The sequence below is a fragment of the Vibrio ichthyoenteri ATCC 700023 genome (assembly GCF_000222605.1).
Lineage (GTDB): Bacteria > Pseudomonadota > Gammaproteobacteria > Enterobacterales > Vibrionaceae > Vibrio > Vibrio ichthyoenteri.
This window is the reverse complement of sequence record NZ_AFWF01000202.1, coordinates 38,800-62,212: the sequence shown is the minus strand read 5'-3', so window position 1 is coordinate 62,212 and position 23,413 is coordinate 38,800. Positions and strand designations below refer to the sequence as shown.

At 38.5% G+C, this 23,413-nt stretch carries 19 protein-coding genes and 4 pseudogenes; 14 read left to right on the top strand and 9 right to left on the bottom strand.

Translation table 11 applies throughout. The annotated features are described in order from the left end of the window. Position 1 precedes the first annotated feature (1 nt). From RH85_RS14600 to RH85_RS14570, 7 genes and pseudogenes are all read right to left on the bottom strand, one after another. On the bottom strand, positions 2-1,105 hold the full coding sequence (locus RH85_RS14600; protein WP_006713470.1) for a glycosyltransferase: 1,104 nt from the start codon (positions 1,103-1,105) through the stop codon (positions 2-4). Then, the gene (locus RH85_RS14595; RefSeq protein ID WP_138956485.1) at positions 1,102-2,193 is read right to left on the bottom strand and encodes a hypothetical protein; all 1,092 of its coding nucleotides are present in this window, start codon (positions 2,191-2,193) and stop codon (positions 1,102-1,104) included. The genes RH85_RS14600 and RH85_RS14595 overlap by 4 nt, the downstream gene beginning before the upstream one ends. 450 nt (positions 2,194-2,643) lie before the next feature. After that, on the bottom strand, positions 2,644-3,342 hold the full coding sequence (locus RH85_RS22085) for a class I SAM-dependent methyltransferase (RefSeq protein ID WP_006713468.1): 699 nt from the start codon (positions 3,340-3,342) through the stop codon (positions 2,644-2,646). 6 nt (positions 3,343-3,348) lie between these two features. Continuing rightward, on the bottom strand, positions 3,349-4,725 hold the full coding sequence (locus RH85_RS14585; protein WP_006713467.1) for an oligosaccharide flippase family protein: 1,377 nt from the start codon (positions 4,723-4,725) through the stop codon (positions 3,349-3,351). A gap of 86 nt (positions 4,726-4,811) precedes the next feature. Further along, entirely contained in the window at positions 4,812-6,092 is a 1,281-nt protein-coding gene (gene tviB, locus RH85_RS14580; protein ID WP_006713466.1) for a Vi polysaccharide biosynthesis UDP-N-acetylglucosamine C-6 dehydrogenase TviB, read from the bottom strand. A gap of 120 nt (positions 6,093-6,212) precedes the next feature. After that, a pseudogene (locus RH85_RS14575) lies at positions 6,213-7,254 on the bottom strand (IS630 family transposase). A gap of 206 nt (positions 7,255-7,460) precedes the next feature. Continuing rightward, positions 7,461-8,320 (bottom strand): annotated as a pseudogene (locus RH85_RS14570) (IS5 family transposase). Positions 8,321-8,459: 139 nt separating this feature from the next. On the opposite strand from RH85_RS14570, the pseudogene RH85_RS22400 reads away from it, so the two are divergent. The 14 genes and pseudogenes from RH85_RS22400 to RH85_RS14500 all read left to right on the top strand — a co-directional run. Next, a pseudogene (locus RH85_RS22400) lies at positions 8,460-9,089 on the top strand (IS3 family transposase); the annotation flags it as partial. A gap of 22 nt (positions 9,090-9,111) precedes the next feature. Beyond that, positions 9,112-9,488, top strand: a pseudogene (locus RH85_RS22395) (integrase core domain-containing protein); the annotation flags it as partial. Positions 9,489-9,572: 84 nt separating this feature from the next. Further along, complete coding sequence (locus tag RH85_RS14555) at positions 9,573-10,598, top strand: NAD-dependent epimerase/dehydratase family protein (RefSeq protein WP_006713461.1); 1,026 nt, start codon at positions 9,573-9,575, stop codon at positions 10,596-10,598. 46 nt (positions 10,599-10,644) lie between these two features. Beyond that, the gene (rfaD, locus tag RH85_RS14550) at positions 10,645-11,586 is read left to right on the top strand and encodes an ADP-glyceromanno-heptose 6-epimerase (RefSeq protein WP_006713460.1); all 942 of its coding nucleotides are present in this window, start codon (positions 10,645-10,647) and stop codon (positions 11,584-11,586) included. A 44-nt stretch (positions 11,587-11,630) separates the two neighbouring features. Then, on the top strand, positions 11,631-12,797 hold the full coding sequence (locus RH85_RS14545; protein WP_006713459.1) for a nucleotide sugar dehydrogenase: 1,167 nt from the start codon (positions 11,631-11,633) through the stop codon (positions 12,795-12,797). A 145-nt stretch (positions 12,798-12,942) separates the two neighbouring features. After that, positions 12,943-13,932 (top strand): lauroyl-Kdo(2)-lipid IV(A) myristoyltransferase, encoded by a 990-nt coding sequence (gene lpxM / locus RH85_RS14540; protein ID WP_006713458.1) that lies wholly within the window; start codon positions 12,943-12,945, stop codon positions 13,930-13,932. Beyond that, a complete protein-coding gene (locus RH85_RS14535) occupies positions 13,932-14,663 on the top strand; it encodes a glycosyltransferase family 25 protein (RefSeq protein WP_006713457.1) in 732 nt (243 codons plus the stop codon). Before lpxM ends, RH85_RS14535 begins: the two co-directional genes overlap by 1 nt. Further along, the gene (gene waaF, locus RH85_RS14530; protein WP_006713456.1) at positions 14,660-15,688 is read left to right on the top strand and encodes a lipopolysaccharide heptosyltransferase II; all 1,029 of its coding nucleotides are present in this window, start codon (positions 14,660-14,662) and stop codon (positions 15,686-15,688) included. Before RH85_RS14535 ends, waaF begins: the two co-directional genes overlap by 4 nt. Further along, positions 15,640-16,983: an O-antigen ligase family protein gene (locus tag RH85_RS14525; RefSeq protein WP_160162463.1), complete on the top strand. Its 1,344-nt coding sequence runs from the start codon at positions 15,640-15,642 to the stop codon at positions 16,981-16,983. The genes waaF and RH85_RS14525 overlap by 49 nt, the downstream gene beginning before the upstream one ends. Then, complete coding sequence (gene waaA, locus RH85_RS14520; protein ID WP_039949102.1) at positions 16,973-18,235, top strand: lipid IV(A) 3-deoxy-D-manno-octulosonic acid transferase; 1,263 nt, start codon at positions 16,973-16,975, stop codon at positions 18,233-18,235. The genes RH85_RS14525 and waaA overlap by 11 nt, the downstream gene beginning before the upstream one ends. Positions 18,236-18,328: 93 nt before the next feature. After that, positions 18,329-19,267, top strand: a complete 939-nt coding sequence (locus tag RH85_RS14515; RefSeq protein WP_006713453.1) for a WavE lipopolysaccharide synthesis family protein — start codon at positions 18,329-18,331, stop codon at positions 19,265-19,267. 255 nt (positions 19,268-19,522) lie between these two features. Then, on the top strand, positions 19,523-19,903 hold the full coding sequence (locus RH85_RS14510) for an HAD-IIIC family phosphatase (RefSeq protein ID WP_006713451.1): 381 nt from the start codon (positions 19,523-19,525) through the stop codon (positions 19,901-19,903). Beyond that, a complete protein-coding gene (locus RH85_RS14505) occupies positions 19,894-21,480 on the top strand; it encodes a hypothetical protein (protein ID WP_006713450.1) in 1,587 nt (528 codons plus the stop codon). The genes RH85_RS14510 and RH85_RS14505 overlap by 10 nt, the downstream gene beginning before the upstream one ends. After that, positions 21,480-22,223, top strand: a complete 744-nt coding sequence (locus RH85_RS14500) for a glycosyltransferase family 2 protein (RefSeq protein WP_006713449.1) — start codon at positions 21,480-21,482, stop codon at positions 22,221-22,223. Before RH85_RS14505 ends, RH85_RS14500 begins: the two co-directional genes overlap by 1 nt. Before the next feature lie 32 nt (positions 22,224-22,255). On the opposite strand, the gene RH85_RS14495 is transcribed toward RH85_RS14500, so the two are convergent. After that, positions 22,256-22,954, bottom strand: coding sequence for a 3-deoxy-D-manno-octulosonic acid kinase (locus RH85_RS14495; protein WP_006713448.1), 699 nt, complete (start codon positions 22,952-22,954; stop codon positions 22,256-22,258). A 36-nt stretch (positions 22,955-22,990) separates the two neighbouring features. After that, positions 22,991-23,368, bottom strand: coding sequence for a diacylglycerol kinase (locus RH85_RS14490; RefSeq protein WP_006713447.1), 378 nt, complete (start codon positions 23,366-23,368; stop codon positions 22,991-22,993). Between the last annotated feature and the right edge of the window lie 45 nt (positions 23,369-23,413).

Sequence of the window (23,413 nt, the reverse complement as noted above, 5' to 3'; positions counted from 1 at the left end):
TTTAATTTAATAGACACGTCACATATTGGCTAACTTTAAGAGATTGCACATATGTTTTCATTTCGACTACATACTCAAAGTTATCATTCTCCCCCAATGCTAAATTAATAGCCTTGGCCAAATCATCAGTATCGTCAACTTTACATGATAGTATTCCAGGAAGGTCATCAATACCATCAGCACATCTAGTAGTCACAACCCTACGAGGTGATAGCGCCATCATCTCCAATAATACATTAGGAAAACCTTCCAATCTAGATGATACAACTGACAAATCTGAGACCTTCATCAATGGGAAAGGATTCTCCAACTCTCCAGTAAATATAACTTTTTTGTCCAGATTTTCATTTACCACAAGTTCTTCAAGACGCTTTCTAAGATAGCCATTTCCTACGATGATTAAGATACAGGGATAATTTATAAATTTTAAAGAACTGATTAAAATATCAAAGCCTTTCTCTTCAACAAGACGACCAACTGATACAATCACTTTGTAACCTTGGTCTTGATATACTTTAATTTCATTGCAAACATCACATTCAAGCTGCGATTTCTTAATGACAACATCGTGTGCAACTGGATTCCTAACAAATCTAACATCAGAGAATCTTAGCTTAGGAATGTTGAAAATCAGCTCATTTTTCATTTCATTAGTTTGACATATTATCGTGGCTTTTCGATCATAAAAAAGATATAAGATTTTAATCAATAGAAGCTTAGTACCACTAAACCACGAAAAAACTTGAGTCGATTCTCTAATTACGACTTTATCTGTAACGAGTAGTTTAATTTTACATAGGAATGATAAAAACGCGTTACAATGAACATGACTAGAAAATACCGCATCATAATTTACATTTCCTACGACTTTTCGTTTAGCCAACCATAAAAAAACACAGGCAACACCAATACTCTCTCGTTTGCTTTTAAACTTATTTAATGTTGCGCCTTGCAAATCATCCCACATAGATACATTGTTTAAATTTGAAAGAAATACAACATCAACATAACAACCTTCAGTTAGTAATTGGTCAGCAATCTTATATAGATTTTTCTCCGCACCACCAGTTAAATCTGATGGTAACAAAATCAAATAACGCTTCATTTCACCTCCATCTTTTTTAAGTCAAAGCATATAAAAACAACAAAAACGAGAACAAATGGAAACTTATATCTTGCTGCTGTACCAAAATTAAAAACAACCAAACTATAAACCCCCAAAGTTATTATTATATAGGCCATCCAAAATAAAAAAACTCTTGTTCGTTTTTCCAAAATCAAAGCACTAAACAACAGATATAAAATCACGACAAACAAGAAAATACCTTCTAACGATTGTATGAGCTGAAATAAATTACTTGCCTCACCCGGCAAAGGCTTCAATAAAAAATAAACACTACCAGCAATCAATTCAAACACAAAATTAAACGGACCACTTATAGCATCCACTCCTCTTACTCCGCCATCTTCAAAATACATTACAGCCCGATAGTAATTTATATCACCTATAAAATTACTATATAGAATAAAATAAATGATTGGTAGCACAACCAATAATGCAATCTGCCTCCTTAAAGGAAGGCAAAAAAAATAAAAATACATCGCAAAGACAATAGAGATTAATATAAGGTTCTGGAACTTTATGAAAATAAGAATTGATGAAAAAGAAAAAGCCAATAAATATTTTCTTTCTATAAAATAAACGAATGAAACAATCATAAATGATGTAATCATAAAGTCCCTCAATGACAGGGAAGAATAGACCACTAAGCTAGGATATAAAAGATAGAAAAAAATAGAAAAATTAGTAAAAACCCTCTTGTGCCATAGAAACATAAATAATGATACGTACAAGAACTTATTAAAAAAACCCAAACTACTTACAGTCAAAGCAAATGGCATCGGTATGATAGAAAAAATATACGATGCATTAAGAACGGTGGTAAACGTTACTATTTCATCAAAATCAAAAGTTCTTATTTTACTCACTGTATCCCAATAACCATATTGATCTGGCATGTACTCAGGAGAAAATAAAACTCCATTTAAAAAAAATGGAGTTGCGCTAGAAAGCATTAATACTATACAAATCCCTTTAGGAACATTGAAATACATCGATGATGATATGGTAAATATCAAAACAAACAAGTAATTGGGCAAGTCAAAATATATACTTTCTAGAAAAAATGACATCTGATATTTATCCAACTCTTATTTTTAACGTAAGTTTTTAGTGTTTTTCAAAGCAACAATCCATAACCACATGATATCCATTTGCATGAAGATGATGGGTACTTGTAGTGTCCATTTTAAAACTTGAAGTTACAGATTAAATTTTCTTTAATCGTAAACGACAGAATTAGGAGCTTTATTCGGCGTCTAATCGTCCGATAAAAATATGCATCATTCAGAACTACACTCTCCAACGCCAGAGGTACAGACATTAGTCAGCATAAACTATCCACAGAATTATCTTAGCCCCTACAATTCCTATACCCTCAGAAATTATTTATAATGATGCCCCTTTATTATAGGATTGTAAATATGAATCAGTTTAACTTACTAACTTCCGCTATGTTGTAATCATAATTACTTAAACATTGAGATTCAACGAGCAATCCCATTTTTATTTTATTTCATTACTTATACAGCATCACTTTTTCGTGCAATAATAAAAATATTAGGTTGTGCTAATTTAACTCTTAGACCTCCTAAGACAAAGCGTAAAATGGATTTAATAAAATTAACAATCCCTTTCCTTTCATAATTTGGAAAAGCTCTTACTTGCAACTTATCAATCACAAATCCGTTATCTACAATTAATTTAGACAAAGAGTCTATGGAAAAAGAGTGTACATGCCCCCAACGATGAAAAACATGTTCGCAACAAGGACAAACAGCTGTATTGTCAGATAGCTTTTCTTCAAATGGCACCGTTATAACAAATTTTCCATTTGGTTTTAGTACACGACCAACCTCAGCTAAAGTCATATGCAGTATATCGTCTTCCAAGTGCTCTAAAACCTCAGACATAACAACAAAATCGAAACAAAAATCTTCAAATGGTATGCTTTGTGAGTATCCTACTTTAAAATTATCCTTCCTCTCTGAGAATTCATTTTTCAAATAACTTATAGACGTATAACTAGGGTCAAGTGCATATATATCCACCTTACTACTCGATATTTTTTCCAACCCTCCGTCACCCACGCCAATATTAAGAACCTTGGACTTTTCTTTTAAGTTACTAACTAAAAACTTATAACGCCCCTTTGCTTCTAAGAAAGAATCTTTATTTTCATTCTGAAAATATTCCCAAATTTTATCTTGATTTGCACTCATATTAAATCACCTTACAATATTTAATCTATAATCAGACATTAGCATAACAAACGATATCGTTATAGATATACCAACATAAATCATCATGCCATATATATCATTACACATCACACTTATTGAATAAGCTACTATCACATTTAGCATGAAGCAATTAGTCAGCCTTTTGTCATATATCGTCAATATACAGTATTTCCTTCCAAAAAACACACTAATAGCAACTCCCAAAACAGCCAAAATCACAGTCGAGTATGCTGCCCCCATAACGCCAAAATAGCGAACAAAAAAATAAGTCAAAGGTACATTAATCAAAACCATAAATAGTTGTAAATAAAATAGATTTGCACTTTTTTTTGCAAAAAAGAAGGCATAATCAAAATAATTTGATTTAATTCCAAAAAGAAAAGACGAGACAGCTATAAATGGCATGATGCTATTGGTTACATCATGGTATTCACTCGGGAAAATTAAATAACTAATTACACGACTAAAGAAAACCAAACAAAATAATACAGATGTTAATCCATATGATATCACTGAGATGTATAACGCAGAATGCTCTATAACATTCTTATCTGATTCGAATTTCTTTAATAATATAGGAAAAAAAACCAAACCTAAACATGATAATATAAATGACATCGCTTGAATTGACAGATCTGCACTAGCGCTATACATTCCTGTTAGTTCATCACCATTTAAATAATTAATCACTATCTTATCTGTAGACATTATAATCATCGACAACCAAGAAGCCACGGCAACAGGAAACCCATAGCTAATTAGATATTTAAAACTAATGTTATTACTTTCTTTTATATATTTATGCTTGTAAAGCTTGCTAAAAATCACACTTAATACAGATGTAAAAACATACGACAATGCATAAGCAAGAAGCACTGAACTATACATACTTTCATAGTTTAAGAATATAACACTAATTAGAATAAAAAAAATAGAACGTAAAATATTCACTAAAGCATAGATATTTATCTTTTCATCTAATCTTATGAATTCCACAATAATTTCAAATAATGCAGATGAACAAACACAGATCATCAAAATGCCAATATAAGCAGTGCTGATGCCTAAAATATAACTCAAAAACAGCGCGATGCAAATTATGGTCAATATCGCTAAATATGATAACCATGCGACATGACGAACATACCCTCTCGAACATTCAGAGCTAACATAAAAACGCACGACAACAGCCCTTATCCACATAAATAATGGGACTGAAGATAGACCAATATATGTCATACTCAGAGAGTATTTTCCAAAACCTTCAGCACCTAATTTGTGAGTAAAATATACAATTGCAAAGAAATTTATTGCAGCTGGCATTCCTCTAGCCAATGCGAACTTTATTATTTGAGAAATCATCACAACCATTGCTTAGAAGCAAATTGAAAGTAACGCTATTATTGTTACATATAGCGTTACATTTAATGCTTACTGTTGCCCTTTCATTATAACCTTTTTGTAATCAAGTTTTTAGATATGATCCCCTTAACATCATAAATGATACTGTTTTGTTTGCACAAACCATTCAATTCAGTATGTTTCAAATCAAAAAACTCATTGTGCGACACGGCGCATATAACAGCATCATATTTTATGGTAGGAAGAGTTGACATGATATCAACATTATATTCAGCACTAGCTTCTAATTTGTCAGCCCATGGATCATATATATCAAGAGCAATTCCCGCCTCATTAAATTCATCAATTATGTCAATTACTTTTGTGTTTCTTATGTCAGGGCAGTTTTCTTTAAAAGTAAAACCTAGTATTAAAACCCTAGCGTTAGCTACATCTATTTTGTTTTTTATCATTAATTTAATGACTTTGTTAGCAATGTAGGATCCCATCTGATCGTTAATTCTTCTTCCTGAAAGTATAACTTCAGGGTTATAACCTACCTCTTGAGCTTTATGAGTCAAATAATAAGGATCGACTCCAATACAATGACCACCGACTAAACCAGGTCTAAACGGTAGGAAATTCCATTTCGTTCCCGCCGCTTCTAACACTTCAGAGGTGTCAATATCCAACCTATCAAAAATTAGAGCAAGCTCGTTAATTAACGCTATATTGACATCTCTTTGCGTGTTTTCTATTACTTTAGCTGCTTCCGCAACCTTAATTGAGCTTGCTTTAAATGTTCCTGCTAAAATAATATTAGCATACACTTCATCAATATAATCGGCAACTTCAACAGTAGAACCAGATGTAACCTTAGCTATATTTGCAACTCGATGATCTTTATCTCCTGGATTTATCCTTTCAGGACTATAACCTACAAAAAAATCTTGGTTAAATTTCAGATTTGACACTGCCTCTAATATTGGAACGCAAACCTCCTCCGTTGCACCTGGATAAACCGTAGATTCAAAAACTATGATATCACCATTATTAATTATGCCACCTAACATTTTTGATGCCGATATTAATGGTGATAAATCAGGTCTCTTATTATCATCAATTGGCGTTGGCACTGTAACAATGTAAAAATTCGCAGCTTTTATGTCATCAACATTATTGGAAAATGACAAATATTTCGCATCTTCAATTTCATCTCTACTACATTCCAACGTTGAGTCATTAAATAATGTTAATTCTTGAATTCGTGTCGTGTTTATATCAAAACCAACAACCGCAGATTTTTTGCCAAATTCTACAGCCAAGGGAAGTCCCACATACCCCAACCCAACTACTGCAATTTTCAAATCTAAATTTCTTTGAAACATTTCATTATCTCTAATTTTAAAAAATTTTTTTAATATACATCGAACAAAACTCTTGTGCTACTACTTTCTAATGCTTTATCGACCTATACCCAATTAACTTGAAGGTGCCAATTTTAGAGTCTAGAAATTATCATTTATTCGAGACGTTAGTGATCCAGCGACCTCAGGAAGAGTTACCGTGAAAAATGTCTCAATTGCATCTCTGAGTGCCCGTTTATTTTTGAACCTTGAATACTCGTTCATCACCTTCCAAAGCCGGTCTATTGGATTCAGATTGGGGCTATAAGGTGGAAGATAATACAGTTCAACGTTAAGGACACACGCCGCATCTTTGACTAAGTCACTGCGGTGATATCCCGCACCATCTAGGATAATGTGGAGCTTGTTACTTAATAGATAACGCTCTCTGATTTGGCAGAAGAAACGGACTATACTTTCACTATTTATGGTCTCGTAATCATTAATGATAGTGCCGCCAATATCGGCAAGATTCAAAGTGCCAATCAGGTTGAGGCGACTTCGACTTCCCGTTGTTTCAACCGATTTATCTTGCCCTGTTCGTATCCAACCATGAGATATTTTGGTCACTTGAGTAGGATGAATTGTATCGATAAATAGAATCGACTCATCCTTGCTACAGCTTGCTACAGCTTGCTACAGCTTGCTACAGCTTGCTACAGCTTGCTACAGCTTGCTTTTAGCGCTTCATAAGCCTCAATAAAGGCTTTCTGTTTGGCTTCATCAAACTTATGAGGTACTCCTTTGGACATCTTGTAGCTGAAACCATTATGATGCAGCCATTTGTTCATTCCAGGAACCGAGTATTGAACACCAAACTGTTCAATAACATAGCCAATGGCTTGATGTGTGTTATGGTATGTATGTTCGGTCAAGTGTTCTATCAACGCCATGGTTTGAATCTCCGTTAGATAGCCTGATGAACCGCCATTCAACGGCGTTAGTTTTGCCGATAATGTGTAATCAACAAGTTGGCGATGCACAGTTGTTTCATGGATACGCAGAGCTTGTGACATAATTGCGGCACTCCAACCTTCAAATGCAAGAAGTACCGCTTTAATGCGGTCACGTACTCGACCATCACGAGTTTTATCATGTTGGGTTTCGAGTTCTTTTTCTGATTATCGGTTAGAGATATTTTCATGCTCTGTAGCATGATCCTGAACGTTTAAAAAATCAAGTATCTTCAATGATCACGGGTATAAACGACTGAGTTAAATCGTCAACCTGCGATTTGTTCAGGTAAGTTCATTCCATTACTTAAGCTGTGGCATAGTGCATTTTGTCACTTAGTTAGGCTTTGCTTCCTAATTCGAGTTCAATTTAAAACACGCCTAACATGACTAATTGTTAGGCGATCATCATTGTTTCAGGCATACCTAGCCCAGTGAGCTGGTTTAACGCTTTTATCATGGCGTAAGAACTTGGACATTGTAATTTCTTAAGCTTAGAGTCCCACCGAGAAGTTTCTTTACACGAAACATCACTGTCTCCGCGAGTGAACGTTTATGGTAGCCGTACTCCCTTTTCCAATGCTTATTTGAACCATATAGCTTCTGGCAACCGACTGCTAAGTTACGAGGATGACCTTGTTCTCAGAAGGCTGTGCCTTCTCTTGGTTGAATGAGTGATGTGGCTCGTTTGATGCGAATAGCTTCATGACACAACCTTGTGTCATACGCACCGTCACCAGATATCTCTATGATTCTTCGGCGAGTTTGTTTGAGCAAATTGGGGAGCACTTCACCGTCGCTCACATTCGATAAACTTAACTCTTCGGCAGTGATTTCATGCGTGTCTACATAGACCGTTAAATGTAGCTTTCTCCAGACACGGCGTTTCCCGTCAGTGCCATGCTTTTTTACCTTCCATTGCCCCTCACCGTAGACCCTTAGCCCTGTCGCATTAATAGCTAAATACTGGATTGTACCTTTAGTTTTTATCTTGAAGGCGACGTTGACCGCTTTAGCTCGTTTGCTAATGCATGAATAACGAGGGCATGACAACGGTAGTTGAGCGAGCTTAAAAATAAAGTTAATGAACCCTCGAAGAACTCTTAACGGCAGTGCAAATACACGCTTAACCATAAGAGCAGTCATGATCGCTAAGCCACTAAACAAGCGAGGTCTTCCACGGCTCCTACGCTTGATTTACTTCCATTGCTGAACAGCCTCTTCATCAATCCAAAATGTCAGTGAGCCGCGATTGATTAAAGCTTGGTTATAAAGTTTCTAGTTGGTTGTTTTGTAGCGAGGTTTGGGCATTGGTCTAAGTATTTGAGTGAACTTAGCCGATCAGATCGTAGGTTAATGATTTAGTTCCCTGATTCAGGAAACAAAGCCGCCCTGTGGTAAAAATCGGGTTTACCGACTAATGAAATCCTCCAACATTAAGGCTTTGCGTGGATATAAGCGACACAAAGATTTCCATTCTGGAAAAGTCGATTTAACCGCTCCAAATGCCCTAGACCGAGCGTTTACCGTTGATAAACCTGATACAAGCTGGGTGACGGACTTTACTTATATTCCCACTTATGAAGGTTGGCTTTACCTAACCGTCGTTATCGATTTGTTTTCTAAAAAAGTAGTTAGCTGGACGATGAAGAGCAGTCCAAAAACCGATCTTTTCATTGATGGCTATTTGGCGAAGAGGACCAAACGAACAGGTTCTAGTTCACTCTGATCAAGGTATGCAATATACTTCTAGCGGCTGGCGCAGTTTCCTAAAAAAGCACAATATGGAAATTAGCATCAGTAGAAGGGGAAACTGTCACGATAACGCCGTTGCCGAGAGTTTCTTCTCGCTGCTCAAGGAAGATCGAGTAAAGCGCAGGATCTATAAACCCATGATGAAGCACGCTCTGAGATATTAGAATATATCGAGTGCTTCTTCAATCCAAACCGGAATCATGATACTAATGGCGGACTGTCACCGAATGAATGCGAAAGACAGTATTGTCAGAAGCTTGAAAGTGTATAGAGTTCTGGGATCTTATCAAGGTGGTTGGTCAGTGTCTTTATTACCTACAGGCAAAGCTATTTCGATAGCTTATGAGTCTCGTGCTAAGCCTAACAGTGTTATGTTCCATAGCGATCAGGGCAGTCATTACACTAACCGTAGGTACCGTCAATTACTGTAGCGTTTTCAAATTCTCGCCGAGGAAACTGTTGGGATAATGCGCCGATGGAGCGCATACTTTAGAAGTATGAAGACGGAATTGGGGCCAACTGTGGGTTATCATAGCTTCGCTGAAGCTCAACAAGATATCACCCGCTACATTAGCCAACTCAGGCCACATCAATATAACGGCGGCCTAACCCCCAATGAATCAGAACGATTATATTGGGGGAATTTAAAGCCGTGGCCAATTATAGTTGACCACTACAATGATAATATAAGCCTATCGATTTTTCTCTTTTTTGCGAATAGATAACAGATAACAGATAACTATCGGAGAATAATATGTCAAAATTTGAACAAGTCAAACAAGAGCTTCTTAACAATCCAAAAACATGGCTAATTACCGGGGTCGCAGGGTTTATTGGTTCAAACCTATTGGAACAGTTACTAAAATTAAATCAAAGAGTTATTGGCCTGGATAATTTTTCAACTGGACATCAATTCAACTTAGATGAAGTCCGAGATTTGGTTTCAGCGTCTCAATGGTCAAACTTTAGCTTTATTGAAGGCGACATTAGAGACTACAGAGCATGTCAAAATGCAATGAAGGGCATTGATTATGTACTACACCAAGCCGCATTAGGCTCTGTACCTCGCTCTATTAATGACCCAATCACTACAAATTCAACCAATATAGATGGTTTTTTGAATATACTTGACACAGCTAAAAACGAAGGCGTGAAAAGTTTCACTTATGCTGCTTCCAGCTCTACTTACGGGGATCATCCTGGTTTACCTAAAGTGGAAGAGCAAATTGGCAATCCGTTATCTCCTTACGCCGTAACTAAATACGTAAATGAGATCTATGCTTCCGTCTATAGCCGTAACTATGATTTTAAAAGTATCGGCCTACGTTACTTCAATGTATTTGGTCAACGCCAAGACCCACAAGGTGCCTATGCTGCTGTTATTCCGAAATGGACATCTGCTATGATAAAAAATGAGACGATTTTTATCAATGGCGATGGTGAAACTAGCCGAGATTTCTGTTTTATTGAAAATACAGTGCAAATGAACATCCTTGCCGCTACCGCTACTGATGAAGCTAAAAATGAAGTATATAATGTTGCTGTAGGCGATCGTACAACTCTTAATACTTTGTTTAATTATTTAAAAACAATGCTTGAAACAAATGACATCCACTATACTTTCAATCCCATATATCAAGATTTTCGAGCTGGAGATGTCAAACATTCTCAAGCAGATATCACAAAAGCAAAAAACAAATTAGGCTATGAACCTCTATATAATATTCAACAAGGTGTTGAAAAAGCAATGCCTTGGTATATTAAATGTCTTCGCAAATAAAATCATCCTTTAAAAAACTTAAGTAATAACACTTATAGGAATAATTATGATTATCGTCACTGGCGGTGCTGGCATGATTGGCAGCAATATTGTTAAAGCATTAAACGACAAAGGCATCAATGACATTCTGGTTGTCGATAACCTTAAAAATGGCAAGAAATTTCAAAACTTAGTTGATTTAGATATTGCAGATTACATGGATCGCGATGACTTCCTCGTTCAAATCATGTCTGGCGAAAATTTTGGTCCTATTGACGCTATTTTTCACGAGGGTGCATGTTCTGCGACGACTGAGTGGGATGGCAAATACATTATGCTCAACAACTATGAGTATTCTAAAGAAATACTCCATTACTGTTTAGAGCGCGATATCCCATTCTTATATGCTTCATCCGCTGCCACCTACGGCGAAACTGATACATTCATTGAAGAGCCTCAATACGAAGGTGCGCTCAACGTATACGGCTACTCAAAACAGCAGTTCGATAATTACGTGCGTCGAGTCTGGCAAGATGCCGAAGCGCATGGTGAAACACTTTCTCAAATTACAGGTTTCCGTTACTTCAACGTTTATGGTCCTCGTGAGCAGCACAAAGGCTCAATGGCTTCGGTTGCTTTTCATTTGAACAACCAAATGAATGCTGGCGAAAATCCAAAGCTATTTGCAGGTAGCGCAACCTTCCAGCGAGATTTCATTTATGTTGGTGATGTTGCGGCTGTTAACTTGTGGTTTATGGAAAATAGCGTGTCTGGGATCTTTAACCTAGGTACTGGTTATGCGGAATCTTTCGAGGAAGTCGCTAGAGCTGTTATCAAGCACCACGGTAAAGGTGAAGTTGAAAACATTCCATTTCCTGATCATCTAAAAGGTGCGTACCAAGAGTTTACTCAAGCTGATTTAACCAAACTTCGCACAGCTGGTTGTGATCATGAATTTAAAACGGTTGCGGAAGGCGTCGCAGAATACATGGCGTTGATTAATCGCTAATTCCGATAGTACAGAAACCAAGACTAACCGTAGAGGATCGAACAGTGAAAGTTGCTATCGCAGGTACAGGCTATGTCGGCCTATCAAATGCAATGTTATTGGCGCAAAACAATGAAGTTGTAGCCTTAGATATCATTGAAAAAAAAGTTGCCTTGCTAAACAAAAAACAATCTCCAATTGCTGATAGTGATATTGAGCGTTTTTTGTCAACCAAGGGACTTAATTTCAAGGCCACAACCAACAAAAAAGATGCTTATAGCAACGCTGATTTTGTTGTTATTGCCACCCCCACTGATTACGATCCTCAAACGAATAACTTCAACACATCATCGGTTGAAGCCGTTATTCGTGATGTCATAGCCATCGCACCATCAGCGGTGATGGTGATCAAGTCAACCGTACCGGTCGGTTACACAGAGCGCATCAAACAAGAATTGAACTGTGAGAACATCATCTTCTCTCCAGAGTTTCTTCGTGAAGGCAAGGCGCTATATGACAATCTTTACCCATCACGCATTATCGTTGGTGAACAAAGTGAGCGAGCGCAAATTTTTGCCGGCTTGCTTCTTGAAGGTGCGGAAAAAACGGATATTGCAGTGCTGTTTACCAATTCAACAGAAGCGGAAGCCGTCAAGCTATTTTCTAACACCTACCTAGCTATGCGAGTGGCCTACTTCAACGAACTAGATTCCTACGCGGAAGCGCACGGCTTAGACTCACGACAAATCATTGAAGGTGTAGGATTAGATCCTCGAATTGGCAATCACTATAACAACCCATCATTTGGTTACGGTGGTTACTGCTTACCCAAAGATACCAAACAGCTGTTAGCCAACTACCAAGAAGTGCCGAACAACATCATTGGGGCGATCGTTGACGCGAATAGAACTCGTAAAGATTTTGTCGCGGAAAGTATCCTCAAACGTAACCTGAAGACAGTGGGAATTTATCGCTTAGTAATGAAATCAGGTTCTGATAATTTCAGAGCATCGTCGATTCAAGGCATAATGAAGCGCCTGAAAGCGAAAGGCGTTGAAGTAGTTGTCTACGAACCTGCACTACAAGAAACGCTCTTCTTTAACTCACGAGTGGTCACCGACTTTGCTGAATTCATTAAGCTCTCTGATACCATCGTATCTAATCGCATGAATGATGAGCTATTACCATTTGCTGATAAAGTATACACTCGTGATTTATTTGGTAACGATTAAACCGAGTTGAACTCCAAACTGGTGAGTAAACCTTCAAATTACTCACCTTCTCTATCTGCACTCTAGGAAGCGCCTTTTGTTGCGTGGTACACTTGACTAAAACACATTCGACTAACTATTGCGCTAAGCGCCTATTGAGCAATCTATGTCAGCAGCTCCTCGCAACGATTTTGATGAAAAAGCCTATAACCCTACTTTTGAGTGGCACTTCTTAGCACCTAAGAACTGGCCCACTTGGCTAGGTGTCATTCTCTCGGTGCCAATAGCACTGCTTCCATTGTCTTTTCATCAATGGCTGGCGAAAAAGATAGCGAGTAAACTATCAAAATCAAACAAGGGGCCTGCACATCGTACGCGAGTCAACCTGCAGCTCTGTTTTCCTGAAATGAGTTTTGAGCAGCGTGAAGCGTTAGTCTATAAAACGCTCTACACCGCAGGTGTGTTTATACTTCGTTTCGTATTACTCTCCTTACGTTCAAAGACATGGCTACAACAGCAGTGTGAATTTGTAAATAAACATAACCTAACTCAGCTAACGGATGCCGGTGAGAATGTTATCTTGCTTGTTCCTCACTCCTGGGCAATCGACATCCCTGCCATTCTATTAGCTTCTTTAAATTTACCTGTCTCTGCGATGGCAAAAAAACAGAAGAACCCTGTAGCAGACTGGCTAATGCATCGACAGCGAGTTCAATATGGCGGTCGAGTTTATGAGCGTTCAGGCGGTATAAAGCCATTTATTAAGTCAATAAAATCTGGTTACTTAGGCTATTACTTGCCAGATCAGGATCATGGCGCTGAACTGAGTGAATTTGTTGATTTTTTTGCCACAACTAAAGCAACACTGCCAGGCTTAAGCAAGTTAGCAAAGCTATCTAAGGCTCACATTGTTCCTCTGTTTGCGTCTATCGACCCAAAAACAGGAAAATTCTCGATTGAAGTGCTGCCCGCTTTAGACCTTCAAGCTTCCGAACAAGCCGATGCGCGCGCCATGAATAACGCTATTGAGCATTTTGTTGAACCAAAACCTGAGCAATATATGTGGATTTTGCAACTTTTGCTGACTCAACAAGACGACAGTAATTACTACAATCTTTTTAAGTCTCGATATAACAGTGATTGGAAGGTTCGCTAATGAAAATTTTTGTGGTTAGTCTTGCTCGCTCCCAAGAGCGCAGACAGCGAATGTCACAGCAATTGCTCAATGTCGGTATTGAATTTGAATTTTTTGATGCCGTTGATGCTTCTCAAGAGCATTTTTTATACTCAAATAAAGCATCACAAAAACAAACTTTTCAACGCAAAGGCTATGAACTCAAACCTGGTGAGATTGGATGTTTTGCTAGCCATTACAGCTTGTGGCAAAAATGTGTAGAACTACAAGCGCCAGTTGTCATACTTGAAGATAATGTTGATATCCAACCTCTCGCAGGTGACGTCCTTGAAATCCTTGAACCCTATATTAATAAATATGGTTACGTAAAACTCGCGGCAACACAACCTAGTAAATTTACTCCGATTGAAGAGATAACAACTCAAACACAGCTCGGGCAATATGCAAAGAAAAGCTGTGGGACCACCGCTTATGCACTTTCGCCTCAAGCTGCACAGGCATTTATTGCCAATGCTGAGTACTTCATTGAGCCTGTAGACGACTACATGGAAAAGCCATGGCGCCATCAGGTAAAAGCCTATAGCGTGAAGCCTTCTCTATTTGAACGCGCTGAAATCATTTCAACCATCAGTAGTCAAAACACGAAACGCAAAGAAAAACAAAAATTAGGTGTACTGCAAAAGGTCTACATTGAGAGCTATCGAAGCTACGAATCCATCATGAAAAAGCTGTTTTGGAATCACAAATCATGAATAAAATTTTAGTGATCGGCCCCTCTTGGGTTGGCGATATGGTGATGTCTCAGTCACTCTATATCACCTTAAGGGAACAACACCCTAACGCCATTATTGATGTGTTAGCGCCCGCTTGGTGCAAGCCTATCTTGGAGCGTATGCCTGAGGTAAACCGAGCAATTGAAATACCTCTCGGCCATGGTGATTTAAATTTACGTGCTCGTTTCGATCTGGGTAAAAACCTCCGTCGCGAAAATTACGACCACGCATTTATACTACCAAAATCAGCTAAATCCGCCTTGATCCCTTGGTTTGCTAAAATCCCAGTTCGTACCGGCTGGAAAGGAGAAATACGTTTTGGTTTGCTCAACGACATTCGTTGCAATATGAAGGCTTTCCAATTCATGGTTGAGCGTTATGTTGCTTTGGCTTATTCAAAGGATACCATGCTTGGTTCTGGCTCACTTGGTGGACTCGAAAGCTTACCTCGCCCAAAACTAGCGATTGATAAAAAAAGCCAACAACAAGCCATTACCAAGTTTGGATTGAGTATGGATCAGGAAAGCATTGGCCTTTGCCCAGGCGCTGAATTTGGCCCAGCCAAAAAATGGCCTGAAGAAAAGTATGCTGAGGTTGCCAACTATGTGACCAATCAAGGAAAGCAGGTGTGGTTATTTGGCTCACAGAAAGATATCGATACCTGTGAGAAAATCAGGAGCCTTGTAGGTGAGGAAAATCAAGCCAATATCCATGTTTTAGCCGGTAAAACATCATTGATAGAAGCTGTCGACTTACTGGCAGCGTGTCACACCGTTGTTAGTAATGATTCCGGCTTAATGCACGTCGCTGCGGCAGTTGGTTGCCATGTTATTGGTGTTTATGGTTCAACATCACCTAAATACACGCCACCACTCGCTAACTCTGTTGATATTGTCTCGATTGAATTAGAATGCCGCCCTTGCTTTAAACGAAAATGCCCTCTGGGCCATATGAATTGTTTAAAGAACTTACATTCCGACTCAATCATCAATTTATTACAATAAAAATGCATCCATTCAACAATATCGAAAGACAGACTGCATTCAATACCTTAATGCTACTTTGCATTATGGTATATGCCATACTTAAATATTCATTTCGTCTTTATGGCGATATTTTTCAAACTATCTTTGTCATTAGTTTTATTTTTTTATGTATCACATCACCAAAACCATTGATTAGTGATAATGTATTTAAATTGTTCATCGCCGCATTAGGCGCTTCTGTTTTAAGTTGGATCAATGCGAAAATTCAGCTTCCTCACTTAGCAAGAGAACTCCCAGATATAGGGCCGATGTTTAACCTTTTTTACTTCTTACCTATCGCTTTTTTCCTACAAGGTAAAAGTGAGAGAGTAACGTTATTGTGGTTTGCGATGCTCACTGGGTTTATTGTTAGCTTTATCTCACATAGCCCAGATTTTATTGGTGAGTTATTACGTGGAGCTAATGGCGTTCGAATTTCTTTTGGCGTGAACAACGCTCAACATCCAGCGATATGGTCTGGCGTTGCTATCATCGTGCTCATAGCTATGATAATTAAAGAATTCACGACAAAATCACTACAACGCCCTCTTTATTGGATTGCTTATATAGGTCTTTTGCTTTTTTTTACCTTTGTCTTAATCGCGACACAAACCAGACAAGTCCTACTAGGACTTACGCTATCTATAAGTTTAGGTAGCCTTTGGTATGTATATATAAAAAGAATTAAAGCCTCAAAAAAACGAGTTGTCTTTTCCATCTTACTATTGCTTATAGTGCTCTTCTCAATTGGGCATTTCACGAGTGTAGAAAAAAGAATAGAAAGCGAACAAAACACTTTGTCACTCGTGCTTTCAGGTCAATTCGATCGTCTTCCAAATGATAGCACTGGAGTAAGAGTGTCACTGTGGAATGCGGCCTTAGACTGGATTCAAGAAAGACCAATTTTAGGTAGTGACCACGGTGTAAATAAAGAGTTAATTTTAACTTCAGATAAAACATCTCCTTTTATTAAAGAACACATACATCATTTACATAACTCATTCATCGATTTAACCGTATTTTATGGATTACTTGGGGTAACCATCATCAGCCTAACGTTGATTCTAGTCTTCCGTCGCTGTATGGCATCAGATAAAGGTCAGCAATTCAATCAAATCCAATACGCTTGCTGCCTGTTTTTTGTCTACTGGGTTACCGTTAACATGTTTGAATCATACTTATTTAGTACTTCAGGATTATTAGTTCATAACATTATGTTAGGCTCATTTTTCACATTCATGATACACAACAACGGTGAAAGCAGTGATCGCTAGGTTTATATATTCGCTAGTCCTAGTATTGGTTAGCCCACTGCTATTACTGCCGTTAATATTTAAAAACCGGAAAAGAAGCATTTTTCAAAATCGTTGGAAAGAACTGCTTGGTATTACACCAAAATTACGTAGTGAAGCACAGCCAATATGGATTCACGCCGTTTCTGTTGGAGAATGCATTGCGGCTATCCCTTTAATAAAGATGCTTTCAAGCCAGCATCCCGATATACCATTGCTAGTAACCACAACGACTAGCACAGGGGCAGAGCAAATAGAGAAATTAGGCAGCATAGTTGAACATCGATTCATGCCGGTGGATTTTTCGTTTGCTGTTAAACGCTTTATTAAAGTGATCAATCCACGCCAGATGCTCATCATCGAAACAGAGTTATGGCCTAACACTCTAAATGCGGTCCATCGTTCAGGCATCCCAATATCTATTGTCAATGCTCGCCTGTCTGCAAAATCGATGAATAATTATCGTAAAGTAACATCTCTCTTTCGTGTTATCTCGAACAGCGTAGAGCAAATACTATGTCAAACTCTTGCTGATGCTCAACACTTTGAGCAACTAGGCGTTTCTAGACATAAGCTTCATGTGACTGGTTCTTTAAAATTTGACATTCAAATATCTGAAGCATCAATAGAAGAGGGGTTGAAACTGAGGAAGGCGATTGGCAACCGACCCGTTTGGATCGCCGCCAGCACTCATGACGGTGAAGATAAGCAGATATTTGATAGCCATCAAAAAGTGTTGTGCGATTATCCTGATGCATTGCTCATTATCGTCCCTCGTCATCCAGAACGATTCCAAGCAGTTGGCAAACTGAGTCGCGAGCTAAATTTCAATACGATTTCACGCAGTTCTCAAGCTCCTATCACCGCTGATGTGCAAGTTTATGTTGGTGATACAATGGGAGACATGTTCACCATGCTTAAAGCTGCAGATGTGTGTTTTATGGGAGGGAGTTTGATCGGGGATAAAGTTGGCGGGCACAACCTATTAGAACCTACTGCTATTGGCCTTCCATCCATCACTGGGCCTAGTTACTTTAATTTTAAAGATATTACTGAGTTGCTGGTTAGTGAGGGGATTACGACCATAATCTTAGATTCAGATGAGCTAGTGGCACAACTTCACAATGTCTTTTCGAATGATAGAAAAGACATGTCTACTCTGACAAATGCATTTATGGACAAGCATAAAGGCGCGTTAGCTAAAACGTTATTGCACATTAATTCGATTGAATGAAAGCAGGCAACATAATTCATCGGAGAAAAGCCTATAATGTATTGTATTGATTGACTTGTTTTACATCTTAACCGGAATTACCAAAGAGGCATTGTGACCATTAAAATTAATAGCTCTGACATCTCTGTGGTCGTACAAGGGCAATTGTTCAAAGCCGAAGAGTCCTCGACATTAGACGTTATTAGATCGATTAGACAATTCTACCCTGATGCTGAAGTGATACTTTCTACTTGGATCAACGCGGATATTGGCGAAGAACTAAATGCTCTATGTGACCATATCGTATTAACAGATGATCCTGGCGATATGACAGTTGGTTCGACACCAATCAACATCAACCGCCAATTGGTCAGCACGAAAAGAGGATTAGAAGTAGCGACACGTCCTTTTGTTATTAAAACAAGAACCGATCTCCGCTTTACCTCGAGTTCACTACTTGAATTTATGGCATTGAATCTGGATAGAACACCGGCCTACTCTGTCGGTAAAGGACATGTTTGCGTGGCTGACTTTTCGACCAGGACACATCTCGCTGAGTGGAAAGTGCCATTCTGGGTTTGTGATTTCATCTATGCTGGGCACCGTGAAGACATACTCAAAATTTTTGCTGTCGATTTATACCCAAAAGAACTATTTGAGTATTACTTAAATCACCCAAAACCTGCTTATATGCTGAAGCAAAATGATTGTTTTCGCTATACACCAGAAAGCTATATAACCTATCGTTATTTGTCTTTAGGTCGTAACATTCCGTTTGAGAACAGTTTTGACAATAACCCCGATGCGATTTCGATGTATGAAGAGTTACTGGTGAATAACTTAATTGTCTTAGGCGCTAAGCAATTAGGTGTTGAGTCTTTAAAATACTATTTACCTTTGATTTCGACCCGCAAGCGCCTGACCTATCCAAAATGGCAATCAATTTATAAAAAGTATCATCAGTACCCTCTACCAAAAGCCAATTGGATCGAAGATTCGCTCGATTACCTAAATTACAAACTGAATAAAATAACCAAGAAAAAGTTCAAATAACCACGCCCACCCCATTCTGTATTCTTTTCCCACCACCAGGATGGTTTACCGTGGTGGTGAGAAACTGAAGTTGACCGAACTCAATAAGCATACCACGATCACGTTCGTGATTAGCACTATCATCCTTCGCAAGGATGTCGCTATAGATTCTTTGAAGAGAACGCTAAAAAGTTTACAATCAAAGTATCATAAACGTAACGAATCATATTCGTTTTGCACGTTAAATTACGCCAAGCTGTGAATAGGTAAAACTGAATGAAAAAGTTGATTGTAGATCTCGATGGCACCCTCACCCAAGCAAACACTTCTGATTATAAAAATGTATTACCAAGGCTAGAAGTAATAGCGCAGCTCCAACAGTATAAAGACAATGGTTTCGAGATCGTCATATCAACCGCTCGCAATATGAGAACCTATGAAGGTAACGTAGGAAAAATCAATATTCATACACTACCAACCATTACTGAATGGTTAGATAAACATAACGTACCTTACGATGAAATCTTAGTGGGTAAACCTTGGTGTGGCCATGATGGCTTCTACATTGATGATAGAGCCGTTCGCCCTTCTGAATTTGCCAACTTAAGTTTTGAGAAAATCACTGAAATGCTCAATAAGGAAAAGTCATGTTCTTGATTATGTCCGGTGCGTATGTTGACCAAGAGCTTGCTTCTGAATTTGGTAAAATCCCACCCAGTTTTTTACCGCTTGGTAATAGACGACTTTTCCAACACCAAGTCGCACTCGCACCTAAGGGAGCTAACTTATTTCTATCGCTTCCTGAATCATTTACCGTGCTAGAAAATGATCGCGCTTGGTTAGAGAAAAACAATGTTTCTATACTCAAAACACCAGATAACTTGACTCTGGGGGCTTCACTCGTCGCAGCCGTCAATATTAGCGGCCACTCTCTCGACAAACCTTTACACATTCTTTATGGCGATACTCTCTTTGAAGAATTACCCGTTGGTGATGACATCGCAAGTGTTTCAATCGCAAAGGATAGCTATAACTGGGCAGTTTTAACCGACGACAAAGCAAATTGGCTCAAAAGTGATAATAATCAGCATAACTGTGAAAATCACCGCGTGATTGATGGTTACTTTAAATTTAGCGAACCAAGAGAACTATTAAAAGCGATCACTCAGAGCGAGTGGAACTTTATTGATGGTCTAAATAGGTATCATCACTCTGTTGGCCTTATCGCTGTCGAATCAAAACAATGGTTAGATTTTGGTCACGTTAACACTTACTACCGTTCTAAAGCTCGCTTCACCACTCAACGTGCATTCAATGAGCTAACCATTAATTCTGAATGGATTGAAAAATCGAGCTCAAAAAACACCAAAATCGCCGCCGAAGCAAACTGGTTTGCTAACTTACCTTTTGCTTTGCGTGGCTATACACCGCAATTCATGGGTGCCAGCGAACAAGGTGGCAAAGTGTCTTACCGTCTTGAATTCCTTCATTTAACCGCATTAAATGAACTGTTTGTATTTTCCAAATTGCCAAGCAATATCTGGGTGCAGATTCTATCAAACTGCCTTGAATTTTTATCAGCATGCAAACAGCATCCACAACTAGACGAAGAGAATACCAATTCTCTAGATTTACTATTTCGAGAGAAAACCAATGAAAGACTGGATGAGTACTGCAAACAACAACATATTTCACTCGAGGACGAGTGGGTATTTAATCAGGAAAAAACGGTTAGTTTAAAGACAATTTTGCAAAATAGTGAAGCTAACTTACCACCTAGCTCAGCGCTAAATACCATTCTTCACGGTGATTTCTGCTTTAGTAATATCCTCTATGATTTTCGAGCGGGAAAGATAAAAACTATCGATCCTAGAGGCATGACTCCTGATGGCTCTCTTACCTTGTATGGCGATATTAACTATGATTTTGCTAAGCTTAGCCATTCTATCTTAGGTTTATATGATTGGATTATCGCGGGTTACTATAGTGTGGCGATCCAAGATAACCACATTCAGCTAACCATTGCTGAAGAAGGCGTCCATAAAGAAACTCAACAAGCGTTCATCCAACTCATTGAAGAACAGTTTGGTTTAACCGCTCAGCATCTATATGCAATGCAGATACAATTATTTCTTTCAATGCTACCGCTACATGCTGACGATCCAACACGTCAAAAGGCTTTGTTTGCTAATGCATTTAGACTCCATCAAATACTAGTAAGGCTCACTCAGTAATGATCATAATTCCAATGGCAGGTATGAGCTCCCGATTTTTTAAAGCGGGCTATTCACAACCAAAATACATGCTCGAAGCGCATGGGAAGACTTTGTTCGAGCATTCAGTTGAAAGTTTCAAACAGTATTTCGCTAGCCACGATTTTCTATTTATCGTCAAAGATGTTTTTGACACTCCTGAATTTGTTGCCAAACAAGCAGAAAGAATGGGCATAAAGTCTGCTCATATTGTCATTTTAAAAGAGGATACAAGGGGTCAAGCCGAAACCGTCACTCTAGGCTTAGAACAACTTGAAGCACAAGGTATCAATCACCAAGATTCTATTACCATCTTTAATATCGATACCTTTCGTCCTAATTTTATTTTTCCGGAAGTCAGCAATATTGGTGCTGGCTACTTAGAGGTATTTAAAGGCGAAGGTGAAAACTGGTCGTTTGCTAAACCTAAGGAAAGTAATTCAAGTTTGGTGATAGAAACAGCGGAGAAGAGAGCTATCTCCGATCTTTGTAGTACTGGCTTGTACCACTTCAACAAAAAACAAGATTACTTAGAGGCGTATAATACATACCTAAGTAAACCGAAAGAAGAGTGGGAAAAAGGTGAGTTGTACATCGCGCCTTTATACAACCACTTAATCCAGAATAGCTTGGCAGTCCACTACCATTTAATCAATCGCGACGATGTAATTTTTTGCGGGGTCCCTAACGAATACACTGACTTCTTAAATAAAGCGTATTCTTAATCTATTTTACCAACTGCTAAACGACATAAAATTTAGCGGTTGGTTGCTAAAAGCTCAAAGTTAGACTCATCCCAATGTATTCCGACTTTAGCTTTCTCTTTGATAAAAGATCGCTTCAACCTATCCCAATTAGCTTGTTTCCAAGTGTCACCCTCTAGCTTCTGGCACTTATCAAAATCGATAATCCATACCTTATCTTGCTTATCGAGTAAGATATTATGGATATTGAGATCGGTATGATTCACACCAACGTCATGCATTTTGCGGATTTCTAGGCCGATTCGTTGGTAGATTTCTGCTGGTAAAGGTTTTTCCTGCAAAATACTGACCAGATCTCTTGCTTGAGGAATACGTTCACTCAAGAGATCTGCTTGATAGGTGAGCCCTGACTTTACCGCTCGAGCGGCAATAGGCTTAGGTACATTGACACCCGCTTCTCTCAGGCTAAGTAACAACGAAAATTCTGCTGCGCTGCGTGTTTTATCCCAGCCAGAAAACCAGTAATTATCTTCAACCAGTTTGCCGAATAAGCCACCGCGTCGGTAATGACGCAGTGCACCTTGAATAGAGTCGAGTTGGACAAACCAAGTCGTCCCTCGTCCTTTTGCACTACCAACCACTTTGTTATTTGCCTGCCAATAGTTAGCGTCAAAAATAGCAGCGTCACTAGCATCAATAATATCGCTATCGAACCAAATGCACTGCTTTTCTGTTTTAATCGTCTCAATCATCGTGCACTCCGGCAATAGCTTAAAATACGTAGCGAGTTAAAATACATAATGGCTTAAAAGGATATAGCCCCAAGTAAACGCGGCAAAAATCAAAGCCACTAACACTGCGGATGAACCGATATCTTTTGCTCGTCCACTCAGCTCGTGATGCTCAATACCAATTCGGTCAACGACGGCCTCTATAGCTGAATTTAGTAGTTCAACAATCAGAACTAAACAGACAACGCCAAGCATAAGAATACGTTCAACAACACTAACGTCAAAAACGCACACTAAAATCGATGCTACCAATAACAACGCCAACTCTTGACGTATCGCCGCTTCATACTTAAAAGCCGCTTTTAATCCTTGTATCGAGTATTCTGTTGCTTTGAAAATGCGTTTTATTCCCGTGTTGCCCGGCTTGCCTGTCATTCTATCGTCTCACTCAAGTTATCTATGATAAGGCTTTATGGTACC

What these genes read in the sequence shown, in the direction of transcription:
- tviB (WP_006713466.1), bottom strand. Translation starts at nt 6,092, where the DNA reads ATGTTTCAAAGAAATTTAGATTTGAAAATTGCAGTAGTTGGGTTGGGG.
- RH85_RS14490 (WP_006713447.1), bottom strand. Translation starts at nt 23,368, where the DNA reads ATGACAGGCAAGCCGGGCAACACGGGAATAAAACGCATTTTCAAAGCA.
- RH85_RS14600 (WP_006713470.1), bottom strand. Translation starts at nt 1,105, where the DNA reads ATGAAGCGTTATTTGATTTTGTTACCATCAGATTTAACTGGTGGTGCG.
- RH85_RS14595 (WP_138956485.1), bottom strand. Translation starts at nt 2,193, where the DNA reads ATGTCATTTTTTCTAGAAAGTATATATTTTGACTTGCCCAATTACTTG.
- RH85_RS14555 (WP_006713461.1), top strand. Translation starts at nt 9,573, where the DNA reads ATGTCAAAATTTGAACAAGTCAAACAAGAGCTTCTTAACAATCCAAAA.
- RH85_RS14505 (WP_006713450.1), top strand. Translation starts at nt 19,894, where the DNA reads ATGTTCTTGATTATGTCCGGTGCGTATGTTGACCAAGAGCTTGCTTCT.
- RH85_RS14585 (WP_006713467.1), bottom strand. Translation starts at nt 4,725, where the DNA reads ATGATTTCTCAAATAATAAAGTTCGCATTGGCTAGAGGAATGCCAGCT.
- RH85_RS14535 (WP_006713457.1), top strand. Translation starts at nt 13,932, where the DNA reads ATGAAAATTTTTGTGGTTAGTCTTGCTCGCTCCCAAGAGCGCAGACAG.
- lpxM (WP_006713458.1), top strand. Translation starts at nt 12,943, where the DNA reads ATGTCAGCAGCTCCTCGCAACGATTTTGATGAAAAAGCCTATAACCCT.
- RH85_RS14495 (WP_006713448.1), bottom strand. Translation starts at nt 22,954, where the DNA reads ATGATTGAGACGATTAAAACAGAAAAGCAGTGCATTTGGTTCGATAGC.
- RH85_RS14510 (WP_006713451.1), top strand. Translation starts at nt 19,523, where the DNA reads ATGAAAAAGTTGATTGTAGATCTCGATGGCACCCTCACCCAAGCAAAC.
- waaF (WP_006713456.1), top strand. Translation starts at nt 14,660, where the DNA reads ATGAATAAAATTTTAGTGATCGGCCCCTCTTGGGTTGGCGATATGGTG.
- rfaD (WP_006713460.1), top strand. Translation starts at nt 10,645, where the DNA reads ATGATTATCGTCACTGGCGGTGCTGGCATGATTGGCAGCAATATTGTT.
- RH85_RS22085 (WP_006713468.1), bottom strand. Translation starts at nt 3,342, where the DNA reads ATGAGTGCAAATCAAGATAAAATTTGGGAATATTTTCAGAATGAAAAT.
- RH85_RS14500 (WP_006713449.1), top strand. Translation starts at nt 21,480, where the DNA reads ATGATCATAATTCCAATGGCAGGTATGAGCTCCCGATTTTTTAAAGCG.